Here is a 16,388-nt window from a genome sequence, read left to right as displayed (position 1 = left end):
CCGGAGCATCTGACACATGGCTGCATACGAATACGAAACCCATACCTATGACGCGATTGTCGTGGGGGCTGGCGGCGCTGGCCTGCGTGCCACGCTTGGTCTGGCTGAACAGGGACTGCGCACTGCCTGTATTTCCAAAGTTTTCCCGACACGGTCGCACACCGTTGCCGCACAGGGCGGCATCGCTGCATCGCTGGGCAACATGGGTCCCGACAGCTGGCAGTGGCACATGTATGACACGGTCAAGGGGTCTGACTGGCTGGGCGATACCGACGCGATGGAGTATCTGGCGCGCGAGGCGCCCAAGGCGGTCTACGAGCTGGAACATTACGGCGTGCCGTTTTCGCGCACCGAAGAGGGCAAGATCTATCAGCGCCCGTTCGGCGGCCACACCACCGAATTCGGCGCAGGCCCACCCGTGCAACGCACCTGTGCCGCCGCCGACCGGACAGGCCACGCCATTTTGCACACGCTTTACGGCCAGTCGCTCAAGCAAAAGGCAGAGTTCTATATCGAATATTTCGCGCTCGATCTGATCATGTCGGATGACGGCGTCTGTCAGGGGGTCATCGCGTGGAAGCTGGATGACGGCACCATGCACGTGTTCAATGCGAAAACCGTAGTTCTGGCCACGGGCGGCTATGGCCGCGCCTATTTCAGCGCCACATCGGCCCACACCTGCACCGGCGACGGTGGTGGTATGGTCGCGCGGCAGGGCCTGCCGTTGCAGGACATGGAATTCGTGCAGTTCCACCCGACCGGCATCTATGGTGCGGGCTGCCTGATTACCGAAGGCGCACGCGGTGAAGGCGGCTATCTGACCAATTCCGAAGGCGAGCGGTTCATGGAGCGTTACGCCCCGAATTACAAGGACCTCGCGCCGCGCGATTACGTCAGCCGCTGCATGACGATGGAAATCCGTGAAGGGCGCGGCGTCGGGCCGAACAAGGATCACATCCATCTGAACCTGAACCACCTGCCAAAGGAAGCTCTGGCCGAACGTCTGCCCGGCATTTCCGAAAGCGCGCGGATCTTTGCCGGGGTGGACGTCACCAAAGAGCCGATCCCGGTGCTGCCCACTGTGCATTACAATATGGGCGGCATTCCCACGAATTATTATGGTGAGGTGCTGAACCCCACCAAGAAAGACCCTAACCGCGTGGTTCCCGGCCTGATGGCCGTGGGCGAGGCGGGCTGTGCATCGGTCCATGGCGCAAACCGCCTTGGGTCCAACAGCCTGATCGACCTCGTGGTCTTTGGCCGCGCGGCGGCCATCCGCGCCGGAGAGGTCGTGGATCGCGACGCACCCAACCCGACGCTTAATCAGGCATCAATCGATGCGTGTTTTGATCGGTTCGATAAACTGCGCCATGCCGACGGCAATACACCGACTGCCGAACTGCGGCTTGAAATGCAAAAGGCCATGCAAGAAGACGCTGCAGTCTTCCGCACCGACAAGACGCTGGCCGAGGGTGTGGAAAAGATGACGGCGATTGCCGCAAAGCTGGATGACCTGCACGTTACCGACCGCAGCCTTGTGTGGAACAGCGACCTGATGGAAACGCTGGAACTGACAAATCTGATGCCCAATGCGCTGGCCACCATTGTCGGGGCCGAGGCCCGCAAGGAAAGCCGTGGCGCCCACGCACACGAGGACTACGCCACACGCGATGATGACAAGTGGCGTGTGCACACCATCAGCCATGTCGATGGTGCAAAGGTGAAGCTGACATATCGCCCCGTGATCACGACACCGTTGACGACCGAGGCGCAGGGCGGCATTTCCGAGGCGCAAATTGCCCCGAAGGAAAGGACGTTCTGATGCGTCTTGCAGCCTTGATGTTGACAGGGCTTTCCCTGTTGTCGGCCTGCGCCGAACTGGGCGCAGAGGGCGACAGGGTGGCCCGCCAAGCCGCAAAAGGCGTGGTGAATACCGTCATCTCAAACCGGTTTCCCGGGATGAATGCCGCCCCGCTGACCGACTGCATAATTGACAATGCCGACATCACCGAAGTTTACCAGATTGCCGAAGCGGCCGTCGTTGGCCCTGGCCCGACGACCACGAACCTGATCGTCGACATTGCCAGCCGCCCCGAAACAGTGCGATGTGCTGCGGATAATGCACTGTCAACAGTGCTGTCGGGGGCGTGATGTTAGGGCGTGTCGCTGTTATAGTGCTGGCCTTGTCTGCCTGCAGCACGACTCCACCCACCCCGGAAGAAGCGGCACGCATCTGCGAAAAACGCGCACAGGCGGCGCAAGCCCCCGAAGTCGGCATGACCATCGGCGCCAGCAGCAGCGACGGACCCTTTGCCAGTGCCAGCATTGCGCTGAGCGCAGATCTGTTGCGGGGGCGCGACCCGATGGAAGTCTATGAAAGCTGCGTTATCGAACTGACCGGCGAAATGCCGATCCGGCCACCGCGGCTTCGCGATTTGTAAGTTTTTTGGGGGCCGGAGCCCCCATATGGAAGGAACATCAAGATGGTGCAACTGACACTTCCCAAGAATTCCCGCATGACTGTGGGTACGACCTGGCCGAAACCGGAAGGGGCGACCAATCTGCGCAAAGTGCAGATCTATCGCTGGAATCCCGATGATGGCAAGAACCCGCAACTTGATACATATTTCGTTGATATGGATAGCTGTGGCCCGATGGTTCTGGACGCATTGATCAAGATCAAGAGCGATATCGACCCAACTCTGACCTTCCGCCGGTCCTGCCGCGAAGGCATCTGCGGATCCTGCGCGATGAACATCGATGGCATCAACACGCTGGCCTGCATCTATGGCATGGATGAAATCAAGGGCGACGTGAAGATCTATCCGCTGCCGCATATGCCGGTGGTCAAGGACCTGATCCCGGACCTGACGCATTTTTACGCCCAGCACGAATCCGTCATGCCTTGGCTGGAAACCAAAACGAACCGTCCCGCAAAGGAATGGAAGCAGTCAATTGACGACCGCAAGAAGCTGGACGGCCTATATGAATGCGTCATGTGTGCGTGTTGTTCCACCAGTTGCCCCTCTTACTGGTGGAATGGCGACCGTTACCTCGGGCCGGCCGCCTTGCTGCATGCCTACCGCTGGATCATCGACAGCCGGGACGAGGCGACAGGTGAACGGCTGGACGAGTTGGAAGACCCGTTCAAGCTCTACCGTTGCCACACGATCATGAACTGCGCAAAGACATGCCCCAAGGGGCTGAATCCTGCCAAGGCGATCGCGCATATCAAACAGATGATGGTCGAACGGGCCGTCTGATCAATATCCGGATAAAGGGCCCGCCTCCTATGATGTTGGCGGGTCCTTCCCGGTCATTACCGGCCACGGACATCGGCGTCCCCGCCTGTACCGCAACGCCAACTTCGCATATCAACATTAATTTTTCGTTATTATTGGCCCATAAATATCCTGGGGGAGACCCGTTAGGGGCGGGGTCAAAGCCCCCTGATCAAATTTCGCGAAATTTGATGCCTCCGGCGGGGATATTTATCCTCGGAAGAAGCGGATTGTATTCCGTACCGATTTGCGTTGATGATAGCACATGATGGAAGTTCATCCCCCACGCGATGCAGACGAACGGCGCGCGGTGCCGCCTGTCATCTGCTATCTAACAGATACACTGCCGCAACCTGATATGGCGATATACACGGCAGCACGGACCGATCTTGTCGAGACAGATCATGTTACCGCATTGCCACGCAGCGCGGCCGCAGTGGTCGTTCCGGCGGGACATTTCCTGCGTATTGTCAGCGTCGGTGGCCCCCAGGTTGGCGACCTGAACCTGTTCAACGCTCATGATCTATCCGAACGGTTCTATTCGGGCAAGACCCGCGCGCTACATGGTGCCCATGTGACGTCGGGTGACAGGTTGTGGTCATCCTTTCCAACGCTCCGCCCGATGGCGACAATTACACATGACACCCTGGGGTGGTATGGCATCGACGAATTCGGAGGAGGCGTGCATGATGTTATCGGCACCCGCTGTGATCCCTATACGGGGCGTTTGCTGTCCGGCTATGACTATCACAATTGCTGCCATTCCAATCTGACCCGCGCGCTGGCCGATCATACCGGGTTGTCATTGGCCGAGGCGGAACCCCTTGTTCACGACGTTCTGAATGTCTTTATGTGCACTGGCTTTACCCGCGACACAGGGCAATATTTCATGAAGGCCAGCCCGGTGCGTCCCGGTGACTATCTCGAGCTGTTTGCCGAAATTGATCTGCTGGCTGTGCTGAGTGCTTGTCCTGGGGGCGATTGCAGTACGGAACATTCCAGCGACTCTGCCGTCTGTCACCCTCTGGACATGAAGGTGTTGCGCCCGGCCGATCTGTTCGGATGGACACCGCCTGCTGTCAACGCTTACGATCGCAGTCACGGGCGTTGATGGTTTTCAGGTAAATGCCGCTGCCAGCGCGATTTCCACCATGTCCCCAAACGACCGTTCGCGGTCTTCTGCGGGCAGGGCCTCTTGTGTCAGCAAATGGTCGCTGACTGTCAGGATAGCCAAGGCACGTCTCCCATGGCGGGCGGCGAGGTTATAAAGCTCTGCCGCTTCCATTTCGACACCAAGGATACCGTGGCGGACCATTTGGTCGTTCAGATCGGGGCGTTCGTCATAAAACACGTCCGAAGAATAGATGCCGCCCACATGGGTAGGCACAGCTTTGGCGGCTGCGGCCCTGTGCGCTGCTGACAGCAGCCCGTAATCGGCACAGGGCGCAAAGTTCAGTTCCTTGAATATCCCGCGTGATGGCGTGGACAGGGTGGAGGCCGTCATGGCCAGGATCACATCGCGAATACCGACATGCTCTTGCATGCCACCGCAGGAACCGATGCGGATCAGGGTCTGCGCGTCATAGTCGCGGATCAGCTCATTGGCATAAATCGACAGCGATGGCATGCCCATGCCTGACCCCTGGATCGTCACCGGGTGGCCGTTCCATGTGCCGGTAAACCCCAACATGCCGCGCACCGCGTTGATGCAGCGCGCGTCGTGCAGGAACGTCTCGGCAGCCCATTTCGCGCGATAGGGATCGCCGGGCATCAGAACGGTTGGCGCGATGTCATCTTTCGCGGCGCCGATGTGGATTGTCATACTGTGCCTTTTCAGATTTCCAGACTGTCCGGCGATGTGCCTGCCGCCAGCGCGGATTTGAACCATTCAGGCTGACGCCCCTTGCCCGTCCAGGTTTGTTCGGGGTTTTCGGGGTTGCGGTATTTCGGCGGAGATACCTTTTTCGGGCCGGATTTCGTCTTGCGTGTTTTTGCCCCGCCATCGCCCGTGATTTCGGAAAGGGAGAACCCGTGTGCGGCTGCTGCCTTTTCGGCGGCGGCACGCGCGGCTTTTCTCTCTTGCTCTGTCACGTGTTCAATGGCTTTTTCCACATCAGCCCTGAGCTTTTCCAGCTCTTTGCGGGTCATGGATTTCAAATCAGCTTTCATTGCAGTCTCCAATTCAAGATAAGTGCAATTATCATCGTGCCAATGATAGTAAAGTCAGTTTACATCCAAACATATGCAAAAGTATATTGTGTGATCGTTTATTCTGCTGCCAATGACCTTGGATCAACCAAAGTCACGATATCACCCATGATCTTGTTCAGCTCGAAATCTTTCGGTGTATAGACTTTTGCGACACCCATTTTCTGCAATTCGACAGCGTCTTCTTGAGGAATAATACCGCCGGCAATGACAGGGATATGTCCCAGACCCGCAGCGCGCAGCCTGATCATAACATCGCGTACAAGTGGAATATGCGAACCCGACAGAATCGATAATCCGATCACATGCGCATCGTCGTTCCGTGCGGCTGTGACGATTTCGTCAGGCGTCAGGCGAATACCTTCATAAGTGATGTCCATGCCGCAGTCACGCGCGCGTGCCGCGATTTGTTCCGCCCCGTTCGAATGACCGTCCAGCCCCGGTTTCCCGACAAGAAACTTCAACCGGCGGCCCAGGGCCGTACTGACCAGATCAACCTGTTCGCGCAGATCGTCCAGTCCCTCGGTTCGGTTGGAGGGGTGATTGCTGACGCCTGTGGGCGCACGGTATTGGCCAAAGACGGCACGAATGACATCGGCCCATTCGCCCGTTGTCACGCCAGCGCGGGCGCAAGCGATGGAAGGGGGCATGATGTTGCTGCCGTCTGCGGCGGCTGTTCGCAGGGCGGTCAGGGCTGCCGCCACGGAACCTGCGTCGCGGCCGGATTTCCATGCGGCGAGACGCGCAAGTTGATGCGCCTCGGCCTCTGGGTCGGCTGTCATGATCGCGTCGTCCCCGGCGGTCAGCGGCGATGGCTCGCCCGTCTGCCATTTATTGACGCCGACAACGGTGGTTTCGCCGGTTTCAATTCCAGCAATACGGGCGGCATTACTTTCGACCAGTCGTGATTTCATATAGGCAATCGCGCCAACGGCGCCGCCCATCTGGTCGATTTGCGCCAATTCGGCGCGCGCGCCTTCTTTCAATGCGTTTACTTTGCGATCAATCGCAGGGTTTCCGTCGAACAGGTCGTCGAATTCCAAAAGGTCCGTTTCATAGGCAAGGATTTGCTGCATGCGCAGCGACCACTGCTGGTCCCAGGGGCGTGGCAGGCCCAAAGCCTCGTTCCAGGCAGGTAATTGCACGGCGCGGGCGCGGGCGTTTTTCGACAATGTCACCGCGAGTGTTTCGAGCAGAATGCGATAGACGTTGTTTTCAGGTTGTTGTTCGGTCAGCCCCAGCGAATTGACTTGTACGCCATAGCGGAAACGGCGGTATTTTGCATCGGTGACCCCATAGCGGGTTGCGCAAATCTCGTCCCATAATTCAACAAAAGCGCGCATTTTGCAAAGTTCGGTCACAAACCGAATGCCCGCATTCACGAAAAACGAAATGCGGCCGACCATCGCGGGGAAGTGTTCCGCCGGCACCTTGCCGCGCAAATCATCCAGCACGGCGGTGGCGGTTGCCAATGCAAAGGCCAGTTCTTCCTCTGGCGTGGCACCGGCCTCTTGCAGATGATAGGAACAGACATTCATCGGGTTCCATTTGGGCAGATGTTCGCGGGTATATGCGGCCACATCGGTAATCATACGCAAGGACGGTTCTGGCGGGCAGATATAGGTGCCGCGCGACAGGTATTCCTTGATGATATCGTTCTGGACCGTGCCTTGCAGCGCGCTGATATCCGCGCCCTGTTCTTCGGCCACAGCGATATAAAGTGACAACAGCCACGGTGCCGTTGCGTTGATCGTCATGGATGTGTTCATCTGGTCCAGCGGAATATCGTCGAACAACGCGCGCATGTCGCCCAGATGGCTGACGGGCACGCCGACCTTGCCGACCTCGCCCCTGGCGAGCACGTGGTCGCTGTCATAACCCGTCTGTGTCGGCAGATCGAAAGCGACTGAAAGACCGGTTTGCCCCTTTGCCAGGTTGCCGCGATAAAGCGCATTGGACGCCGCAGCGGTGGAATGGCCCGCATAGGTGCGAAACAGCCATGGGCGGTCTTTCTGCGGTTGCGACATCTCGGGCCTCCTTTTGAATCAGTGCGCGTAATTAAATTACGCCTCGGCCCCATTTATGGGAAATTATATGACGCTGTCAATTCGCCGCGGCGCGGCATGACGGGATTTACCCCGGCGTCATTCCCTGTCACTTTCACGCAATGACACAAACTGTATCCATGCCGCTTTGGGCTTTTGTTCTGATTGTCCTTTTTGCGGCAGTCACCTTTGCGTCGCATTTTCTGTTTCCATCGGTGCGCTGGTTTTTCCGCAAACGGGCCGAACGGGTGATCGCGCGGGTTAACAAGCGCCTGCGCCGCCCAATCGAGCCGTTCAAGCTGGCGCGGCGTTACGACATGATCCAGCGCCTGATCTATGACCCCGAGGTGACGCAGGCCATTGTCGACCACGCCGTGGCCGAGGGTATCCCCGAAAACGTGGCGTTCGAACAGGCCCGCCGCTATGCCCGCGAAATCGTGCCGTCATTTTCGGCGACGGCCTATTTCAGCTTTGGCATCCGGTTGGCACGATGGTTGTCGAAATCGCTCTACCGGATCAAACTGGGCACGTTCGACCGGGACAGGCTGGAAAATATCGACCCTGACGCGACCGTGATCTTTGTGATCAACCATCGCAGCAACATGGATTACGTGCTGGTTACCTATCTGGCCGCAAACACCGGCGCGCTATCTTATGCGGTGGGGGAATGGGCGCGGGTCTGGCCGCTGTCGGCGATCATTCGGGCAATGGGCGCCTATTTCATCCGGCGCCGGTCTGCTGGCGCATTATACCGCAAGGTTCTGGCCCGTTACGTGCAGATGGCCACGCGCGGCGGCGTCAGCCAGGCGGTGTTCCCCGAAGGCGGGCTAAGCCTGACAGGGCGCACGGCGCCGCCCAAACTGGGACTGCTGAATTATATCGTGGATGATTTCGACCCTGAAAAGCGCGAAGTGATTTTCGTGCCTGTCGCGCTGAATTATGACCGCGTGCTGGAGGATAGTTTCCTGATCACCGCCGACAAATCCGGCAACCGCCGCTTTCGGCCGCCGCTGCGGGTCATTGTCGGGGCGGTGCTGGGGCATCTGTGGCAGCGGATAACCGGGCGGTTCAAAGGGTTTGGCGTTGCCTCTGTCAGTTTTGGAGAGCCACTTGAATTATCTGCCATGGCCAGAAAAGACGGGGGCGACCTGACCGCAGCGGTGGGTGCCGAATTGATGCGCCGGATCAACGATGTCATCCCGGTGATGGGGGTGCCGCTGGTTGCGCGGTCATTGATGCGCCATGCGCCGATGACGCGCGATGCACTGGAACAGGATCTGACCGCTGCCATTGCCACATGCGCCGAACACCGGCTGCCCCGTCCGGTGCGCAAGGTAGGTGCCATTGCGCAGGACGCGATCACGCGACTGGCGGCGCGTAATCTGATCCGCGAAACCGGTGGAAACATCACGGTGACCGAACAGGGGCGGGATGTTCTGGCCTATTACGCCAACACGATTGCGCATCACTTTGATGCAGGTGCAGCAAGTTCTGATGAAAATGCTGCAGTTGCAGAGTAATTAAATTACAAATAATGACCTATACGGGTTGCAAAGTTACCCTGATAATCGCTATGCATGGATGAACGCACCGATTCTGCGGTGCGGCAAAAACGGAATCGCAGCGATGGAGTTAACGATGGCCCTTGACCAGTCAGACCAGACCGCCCCCTATACGGCGCCGCAAAAGGACCTTTACGAGGTGGGTGAAATGCCTCCCTTGGGTTACGTGCCTGCGCAGATGTATGCGTGGACGATCCGCCGGGAACGTCATGGCGAACCCGAAAAGGCATTCGAGATTGAGGTGGTGGACTGCCCCAAGCCCGACAGCCACGAGGTGCTGGTGCTCGTGATGGCGGCAGGTGTGAACTATAATGGTGTCTGGGCCGGGCTTGGCATTCCGATCAGCCCCTTCGACGTCCACAGGGCCGACTACCATATCGCCGGGTCCGATGCGTCGGGCATCGTCTGGGCGGTGGGTGACAAGGTCAAGCGCTGGAAGGTCGGGGATGAGGTCGTCATCCACTGCAATCAGGACGATGGCGACGACGAACACTGCAACGGCGGCGACCCGATGTTTTCGCCCAGCCAGCGGATCTGGGGCTATGAAACGCCGGATGGATCGTTTGCGCAGTTCACCTGTGTGCAAAGCCAGCAGTTGATGCCGCGCCCCCAGCACCTGACGTGGGAAGAAAGTGCGTGTTACACGCTGACGCTGGCCACCGCATATCGGATGCTTTTCGGCCATGAACCGCATGATCTGAAGCCGGGCCAGAATGTGCTGGTCTGGGGCGCCTCGGGGGGGCTGGGGTCTTATGCGATCCAGTTGATCAATACGGCGGGGGCCAATGCGATCGGCGTGATCAGCGACGAAAGCAAGCGTGACTTTGTGATGTCGCTGGGCGCAAAAGGCGTGATCAACCGAAATGATTTCAACTGCTGGGGCCAGATGCCCACGGTGAACACCCCCGAATACAAGGCGTGGTTCAACGAAACCCGCAAGTTCGGCAAGGCGATCTGGGACATCACCGGCAAGGGTAACAATGTCGACATGGTGTTCGAACACCCCGGCGAGGCGACGTTCCCGGTGTCCACGTTCGTCTGCAAACGTGGCGGCATGGTGGTTATCTGTGCGGGGACCACCGGCTATAACCTGACGTTTGACGTGCGGTATATGTGGATGCATCAAAAGCGTTTGCAAGGCAGCCACTTTGCCAACCTCAAACAGGCAAGTGCGGCCAACAATCTGATGGTCGAACGTCGTCTTGACCCTTGCATGTCAGAGGTCTTCGGTTGGAACCAGATACCGGCCGCCCATACCAAGATGCGCAAGAATGAACATAAACCCGGCAACATGGCGGTGTTGGTGCAGGCCCCCGTCACCGGTCTGCGGACGTTTGAAGACACGATCGAGGCGTCGCAAAAACGCTAACGGCGCACCGGAATATTTCGAAAGGCGCGGCAAGTGATTGCTGCGCCTTTTATATTTTTCAAGCACTTGACGAGAGGCGCCCCCCCTATTTCTGGGGGGTCTGAAACGGTCGGTTTAAAATTTGTACTCAATTTCCTAAACTAAGACCTGAGCATTTGGTTAATAACGAGCTGAGAGACTTCTTATGGGACATGACTGGATCATCGACGTTCTTGCCGACCTGAAAAACTTTGCCAAGACAAACGATTTGCCACTGCTGGCAGCAGAAATTGAGCATACAGCACTTGTTGCTTCGGCAGAGATCTGTTCACATGCAACCAGACCATGTCTGCCGACCCGAGGTGAATGTGCCGAAAATAGATCAGTTCCTACAAGCTTTGGACCGGGCCGGGGCGCTTGACGAAATACATGCGTTAACGGTCGGATTGCGTGACGCATTCAAAGTTGATCACATCGTTTATCATTGGGTCAGCCCCGATGGGGAACAATATGGTTTTGGCACGTATGATCCTGCTTGGGCGCAGCGCTATGTCGAAAAGGATTATCTGCGCGTTGACCCTGTCGTCATCGGATGCTGTCAACGATTTGACCCTGTAGACTGGAAACAACTGGACTGGTCCGCAAAGGCAGCACAGGCGTTCCGCAAGGACGCGATAGCATACGGCGTCGGAAATCAAGGGTATTCAATCCCGGTTCGCGGGCCGAATGGGCAATTCGCACTGTTGACGGCGTCACACGCGACCGATGATGCGACATGGGATGCAATCATCGCCAGTCACCAACGTGATTGGATCCTGATTGCCCATTTCCTGAACCAAAAGGCGCTTCAGCTTGTGAAAAACCGCGCGCCAGAACCATTGCGCGCCCTATCGCCGCGCGAAACCGATGCGCTGACCTATCTTGGCATGGGTTACAGCCGGGGACAGGTGGCTGATTTGCTGAAAATATCAGAGCATACCCTGCGCGCCTACATCGAAAGCGCCCGTTTCAAGCTGAACGCGCTGAACACTACCCATGCGGTGGCGCGCGCCGCCAGCGAAGGCTTGATCCTGGTGGGTGGTGCCGCGCGATCCGCCACCGGCGGCTGGCCCGGGCGCGATGCCGAAGACAGCCATGTCACGATTGCCAATCAGTAAAATGTTAACGTTAGATTAACGTCGCGGCCTCCGCGTTAACTATTGGTGCTCTTACCGAACCTACCCTGTTGCCACTTGATCATCTTTCAAAGGGTAGCAGCATGCTTCGTTACATTTACGCATCAGACTTGTCGCAGTATCCCGCATTGCGGGCATCCATGCATCGTGACCGCGCGACGCAATTTGCGGATCGGTTGAAATGGGCCGTCACCGTTGATGAAAGCGGGTGGGAGCGCGACGAATACGACGCGATGAACCCCCTTTATGTGATCTGGGTGAACCCGGATGGCACCCATGGCGGATCAATGCGGTTTTTGCCGACAACCGAGCGCACGATGGTCAACGACCATTTCGCGAATTTGCTGAACGGGGTCGATATCCGCAGCCCGTTCATTTGGGAATGCACGCGGTTCTGTCTGGGCCGACAATCCACGCCGCGTGTGGCGGCGGCCATGATGCTGGCGGGCGGCGAATTGATGCGGGCGTTTTCACTGACCCATCTGCTGGGCGTGTTTGACCCACGCATGGTGCGGATTTATTCCATGATCGGGGCCTCGCCCGAGGTGCTGGGCAGCATGGGTGAAGGCCGCGACAAGATCAGCGTCGGCCTGTGGCCCTTCCGCCCCGAGGACCGGGTCAAGGTGTTGCGCCGCGCAGGCCTGTCATCCGAAATTTCAGAACACTGGTTCGCGCGGTCATTTGGCCGGACGGTGCAACAGATCGAAAAAGCCGCCTAATCCGCTGGCAGCGTCGCGACGGTCAAGATACTGTCGCGGCATGAACGCACCAACGATCACATTTTCCGACGATCAGGCCGAGGCATGGGATAATGTGGCCATTGCCCTGCGCCAGTCCGGCGTTGATCTGGACGACAGCCTGCTGCAACCGCCGCAAACCGACACGACGTCGGTGATGGCAGTGATCGGCAAGGCGGGGTCGGGCAAGACGATGCTGCTTGCGCGTCTGTATAAGGCGCTGGAGGATGCAGGCGTCGATGTCATTTCCGGCGATTGGGAAGGGCGCAAACGCAAGGACCGGCGCACGCTGGCAATACTGGCCCCCACAAACAAGGCCGCCAGCGTGCTGCGAAATCGCGGCGTGCCGGCAACCACGATCCACCGTATCCTGTATACGCCTGTCTATGACCCCGAATACGAAAAGGTCGCAGAATGGCTGGCCGGTCAAGGCGAGCGCCCGGATATCGCGGCGTTGACCGATATCGCGCTTGATCGCGCCTATGCGTCCTATCAGATCAATAAATCGGTGCCCGCCGCATTGGCCGCCGCTGGCTTGCGCGGCAGCGATTTCATCACCGGCTGGAAACGGCGCGAGGAACCGATGGATATCGGATTTGTCGATGAAAGTTCCATGCTGGATGAAAAGCAGTTTGCGGATCTGAAAGAGATTTTTCCAACGCTTTTGCTGTTTGGTGATCCTGCGCAGTTGCCGCCTGTGCAATCAAGCGGCGGGATGGTCTTTGAAACCCTGCCCAAAAACCGCGTGCTGACCCTGAACCGGATCCACCGGCAGGATGCGGGCAACCCGATCCTTGATCTGGCCCATGCGCTGGCTGACCCCGATGTGGATTTCCACGCATTTGAACGCATGGTCGAGGAGGCCGCCGCGCGCGATGAACGGGTCGTCATGGCCCAGCGTGTCGAGGCAGACCTGATGGCCCGTTCCCCTTGTCTGGTGTGGCGGAATGCCACGCGCATCCGGCTGATCCACGCGTTTCGGGCGGCCTTTGATGCGCCGGTGGACGAACTGTTGCCGGGCGAGCCGTTGATTTGCGACGGGCTTGAGCTGCCGTTGAAGCACCGCAAGAAACGCCTGGACCTTGAGGCGCGGGGGCTGATCAAGGGCGCGCAAGTGATCTACCTTGGGCCAGGCCGAAAGCCGGGTTTTTCGCGGCTGCATGTGATGGGCGCCGAGGACCCCCAGGTCAGCGCGGCCAGCATCGTCAAGATCGAACAGGAAGGCGACACTGAACCTTTCATCCCCTTTGCCGCGCGCATGGGGGCGACATTTCTGCACGGGGCCGCAGTGACGATTCACAAGGCGCAGGGGTCGCAATGGGACACGGTGCAGGTCTTTGCCCCCGATATTTACGCCGCGTCCCGCATGGGCCGGATCGAGGCGGGACAGCCGTTGTGGAAACGGCTGGCTTATGTGGCTATCACGCGGGCGGAAACGCAGCTACGCTGGGTAGTGCGCAACCGGCTTGCGCGGCCGCAAGGCATCCTGCGGACCGATGATCTGGAGGTTCCGGCCGTCCCATTGGAATTGAAAAGCGAAGAGATATGAAAAGCATCATCATCACAGGCGCCAGCAGCGGCATCGGGCGGGTCACGGCAGAACATTTTCTGGAACAAGGCTGGCGGGTCGGCCTGATCGCGCGGCGCGCCGATGTCTTGGCCGAGTTCACGCATGAAAACGCTGTAGCGCTGCCCTGCGATGTGACGGACGAGACAGGCGTTGACGCGGCCTTTGAAAAATTCGGCCATCTGGATGTGCTGTTCAACAATGCGGGCATGTTCGGCCCGCAGACCACGATTGATGAAATCGCGCTGAAGGATTGGAAGCAGGTGGTAGATGTCAACCTGACGGGGATGTTCCTGTGCGCGCGCGCTGCATTTCGACAGATGCGCCACCAGACGCCGCAGGGTGGGCGGATTATCAACAACGGGTCAATCTCGGCGCATACCCCGCGCGAAGGGTCGATTTGTTATACCAGCACCAAACATGCCGTGACTGGCCTGACCAAGACGCTGACGCTGGATGGGCGGGCGTTCGATATTGCCTGCGGGCAGATCGACATTGGCAACGCCCGCACGGATCTGGTGCTGAACCTGGAAAAGACCCGCGCCGCCCAAGGGCTGGAGCCGCTGCCATCCATGGCCGTCGCGGATGTGGCGAAATCAGTCTATCACATGGCATCACTGCCGCCCGAGGCAAACGTGCAGTTCATGATGGTGATGGCGACCAAGATGCCGCATATCGGGCGCGGTTAGCGGCGCAGCAGGCTGAACGCAGCAGAAGCCCCCCAACCCGCACCAATGGCAATCGCAAGTGACATCAGCCCGTAAAGTATCGCCTGTTCATGAGCGAGGTTGTAGAGCCAGCGTTCCATCCCGACCTTCCGAACCGGTATCGAAGTAAGGTATTGATCAATGACACGACCATCCCGCGTCAGGAAAATCCGCGCGGTGTAGTTGCCTTCGGTCAGGTTGGCGGGCAGGCTGATTGCTGTGCGAAACAGGGTTTCTTCTTCAAGGTCAACAGTGTCTTCCAGCACCTGATACAGACCCTCGCTAGCGCGAATGCGGATCAGGGCCTGTGTAAAGGCGCGGCTATCGCTGACATCTGCCCCGACGGACCTGATCGCGCGGGGGATGCTGACCTTGTAGCGCAGATCCTCAACTTCGCGCAGCACGTCATCCATCGGCCCACTGCTGGCCACGGCATAAAATGAAGGGGCCGCGTCCACCTCGACGTTGTGGGTGTTGACCCAGATGCCAAGGCGACGATCCTTGCGGCGCACGGTCACAGGTAGAGTGGGCCCGGCAACGGTCACAATGACGCCCAGATCATCGCCTGCCGGAATTGCTGTTTCGCGTTTGACGGCCCCAAAGATCAGGATATCCGAACCGTCGAAATTCGCGGTAATGGCAACCTGATCGCGGCTGAGGCCCAGCACGATTTCCTCGGCCTGTGCGGGCAGGGCAAGGACCGTCAGAAAGGCCAGCATGCGGATCATGTTTTCACGTCCATGCCGATCGAATACAGCTCTTTGGGTTGCACCAACAGGTCAAAGGCCAGTTTGCCGCAGACGCCCAGCACCATGATTGCCAGCAGGATGCGCAGTTGTTCGGCCTTCATCTTGACCCCGATGGCGGTACCGAACTGTGCGCCGATCACCCCCCCGACAAGCAGCAGCACCGCCAGAACGATATCGACGGTATAGTTGGTCGTTGCATGCAGCATGGTCGTGAAGGCGGTCACAAATATGATCTGAAACAGCGATGTCCCAATCACGACTTTGGTTGGCATGCCCAGCAGATAGATCATCGCGGGCACCATGATGAACCCGCCGCCAACACCCATGATTGCGGCCAATACACCCACCAGCAGCCCCACCATCAGCGGCGGAATAACCGAGATATACAGCCCCGACACACGGAATTTCATCTTGAAGGGCAAATTGTGCACCCAGTTATGCTTGCGCCGCGTTGGTCGCGCGCCACCGGGTTTGCGGGATCGACGGATTGCGTTCAGACTTTCGATGAACATCAGCCCGCCGATGGTCCCCAGAAACACGACATAGCAAAGCTGCACCAAAAGATCGACTTGTCCAAGCGAGCGCAGATAGTTGAACACCACAATGCCCAGTGCCGACCCGATGAGGCCACCCACCAGCAGCACCGACCCCATCACCATATCAACGGTCTTGCGTTTGAGATGCGCCAGCAGTGCTGAAAATGACGATGCAACGATCTGGTTGGTGCTTGTTGCCACGGCAACGGCCGGGGGGATGCCGATAAAGAACAAAAGCGGCGTGATCAGAAACCCGCCACCGACCCCGAAAAGCCCCGATAGAATACCCACAAGTCCGCCGATGCCCAAAAGCAGGAAAGCATTCACCGAAACTTCGGCGATGGGGAGGTAAATCTGCATCAACACATCCGGGCGTTTGTGCCTGTAGCAGCAACAAAGACCTTTCTGTAAGCCCTGTCAAATGCCCATAGCGATTTCACACTGCAAACGCAGCATATTTGTCTTCTGGCATT

At 58.3% G+C, this 16,388-nt stretch carries 16 protein-coding genes; 11 read left to right on the top strand and 5 right to left on the bottom strand.

What is annotated here, in order from left to right; all coding sequences use genetic code 11:
- Positions 1 to 16: 16 nt before the first annotated feature.
- The 5 genes from sdhA to ACTG4B_RS01765 all read left to right on the top strand — a co-directional run bounded on the left by sdhA (position 17) and on the right by ACTG4B_RS01765 (position 4,392).
- A complete protein-coding gene (sdhA, locus tag ACTG4B_RS01785; protein ID WP_439153958.1) occupies positions 17 to 1,822 on the top strand; it encodes a succinate dehydrogenase flavoprotein subunit in 1,806 nt (601 codons plus the stop codon).
- The gene (locus ACTG4B_RS01780; RefSeq protein WP_439153957.1) at positions 1,822 to 2,151 is read left to right on the top strand and encodes a succinate dehydrogenase; all 330 of its coding nucleotides are present in this window, start codon (positions 1,822 to 1,824) and stop codon (positions 2,149 to 2,151) included. The genes sdhA and ACTG4B_RS01780 overlap by 1 nt, the downstream gene beginning before the upstream one ends.
- A gap of 23 nt (positions 2,152 to 2,174) precedes the next feature.
- A complete protein-coding gene (locus ACTG4B_RS01775) occupies positions 2,175 to 2,441 on the top strand; it encodes a hypothetical protein (RefSeq protein WP_439154085.1) in 267 nt (88 codons plus the stop codon).
- Positions 2,442 to 2,483: 42 nt separating this feature from the next.
- Positions 2,484 to 3,263, top strand: a complete 780-nt coding sequence (locus ACTG4B_RS01770; protein WP_439153956.1) for a succinate dehydrogenase iron-sulfur subunit — start codon at positions 2,484 to 2,486, stop codon at positions 3,261 to 3,263.
- A gap of 283 nt (positions 3,264 to 3,546) precedes the next feature.
- Entirely contained in the window at positions 3,547 to 4,392 is an 846-nt protein-coding gene (locus tag ACTG4B_RS01765) for an urea carboxylase-associated family protein (protein WP_439153955.1), read from the top strand.
- A gap of 6 nt (positions 4,393 to 4,398) precedes the next feature.
- On the opposite strand, the gene deoD is transcribed toward ACTG4B_RS01765, so the two are convergent.
- The 3 genes from deoD to ACTG4B_RS01750 all read right to left on the bottom strand — a co-directional run bounded on the left by deoD (position 4,399) and on the right by ACTG4B_RS01750 (position 7,516).
- Positions 4,399 to 5,103 (bottom strand): purine-nucleoside phosphorylase, encoded by a 705-nt coding sequence (gene deoD, locus ACTG4B_RS01760; protein WP_439153954.1) that lies wholly within the window; start codon positions 5,101 to 5,103, stop codon positions 4,399 to 4,401.
- Between the two features lie 11 nt (positions 5,104 to 5,114).
- Positions 5,115 to 5,450: an H-NS histone family protein gene (locus tag ACTG4B_RS01755; RefSeq protein WP_439153953.1), complete on the bottom strand. Its 336-nt coding sequence runs from the start codon at positions 5,448 to 5,450 to the stop codon at positions 5,115 to 5,117.
- A gap of 98 nt (positions 5,451 to 5,548) precedes the next feature.
- The gene (locus tag ACTG4B_RS01750) at positions 5,549 to 7,516 is read right to left on the bottom strand and encodes a methylmalonyl-CoA mutase family protein (RefSeq protein ID WP_439153952.1); all 1,968 of its coding nucleotides are present in this window, start codon (positions 7,514 to 7,516) and stop codon (positions 5,549 to 5,551) included.
- 140 nt (positions 7,517 to 7,656) lie between these two features.
- Here ACTG4B_RS01750 and ACTG4B_RS01745 point away from each other — a divergent pair, with 140 nt between their 5' ends.
- The 6 genes from ACTG4B_RS01745 to ACTG4B_RS01720 all read left to right on the top strand — a co-directional run bounded on the left by ACTG4B_RS01745 (position 7,657) and on the right by ACTG4B_RS01720 (position 14,612).
- Entirely contained in the window at positions 7,657 to 9,054 is a 1,398-nt protein-coding gene (locus ACTG4B_RS01745; protein ID WP_439153951.1) for a 1-acyl-sn-glycerol-3-phosphate acyltransferase, read from the top strand.
- Between the two features lie 118 nt (positions 9,055 to 9,172).
- Positions 9,173 to 10,465, top strand: coding sequence for a crotonyl-CoA carboxylase/reductase (gene ccrA / locus ACTG4B_RS01740; protein ID WP_439153950.1), 1,293 nt, complete (start codon positions 9,173 to 9,175; stop codon positions 10,463 to 10,465).
- A gap of 311 nt (positions 10,466 to 10,776) precedes the next feature.
- A complete protein-coding gene (locus tag ACTG4B_RS01735; protein ID WP_439153949.1) occupies positions 10,777 to 11,601 on the top strand; it encodes a helix-turn-helix transcriptional regulator in 825 nt (274 codons plus the stop codon).
- 101 nt (positions 11,602 to 11,702) lie between these two features.
- Positions 11,703 to 12,338 carry an acyl-homoserine-lactone synthase gene (locus ACTG4B_RS01730; RefSeq protein ID WP_439153948.1) on the top strand — a complete coding sequence of 212 codons (636 nt, stop codon included), beginning with the start codon at positions 11,703 to 11,705 and terminating at the stop codon, positions 12,336 to 12,338.
- A gap of 40 nt (positions 12,339 to 12,378) precedes the next feature.
- A complete protein-coding gene (locus ACTG4B_RS01725) occupies positions 12,379 to 13,905 on the top strand; it encodes an ATP-dependent DNA helicase (RefSeq protein ID WP_439153947.1) in 1,527 nt (508 codons plus the stop codon).
- Positions 13,902 to 14,612, top strand: a complete 711-nt coding sequence (locus ACTG4B_RS01720; protein ID WP_439153946.1) for an SDR family oxidoreductase — start codon at positions 13,902 to 13,904, stop codon at positions 14,610 to 14,612. Before ACTG4B_RS01725 ends, ACTG4B_RS01720 begins: the two co-directional genes overlap by 4 nt.
- Here ACTG4B_RS01720 and ACTG4B_RS01715 read toward each other — a convergent pair.
- Positions 14,609 to 15,358, bottom strand: a complete 750-nt coding sequence (locus ACTG4B_RS01715) for a TIGR02186 family protein (protein ID WP_439153945.1) — start codon at positions 15,356 to 15,358, stop codon at positions 14,609 to 14,611. The genes ACTG4B_RS01720 and ACTG4B_RS01715 overlap by 4 nt on opposite strands.
- The gene (locus tag ACTG4B_RS01710; protein ID WP_439153944.1) at positions 15,355 to 16,275 is read right to left on the bottom strand and encodes a sulfite exporter TauE/SafE family protein; all 921 of its coding nucleotides are present in this window, start codon (positions 16,273 to 16,275) and stop codon (positions 15,355 to 15,357) included. Before ACTG4B_RS01710 ends, ACTG4B_RS01715 begins: the two co-directional genes overlap by 4 nt.
- Positions 16,276 to 16,388 lie beyond the last annotated feature (113 nt).

The sequence above is a fragment of the Yoonia sp. genome, assembly GCF_965660735.1.
Lineage (GTDB): Bacteria > Pseudomonadota > Alphaproteobacteria > Rhodobacterales > Rhodobacteraceae > Yoonia.
The sequence above is the reverse complement of the archived record's forward strand: the minus strand, read 5'-3'. Positions and strand labels throughout refer to the sequence as shown.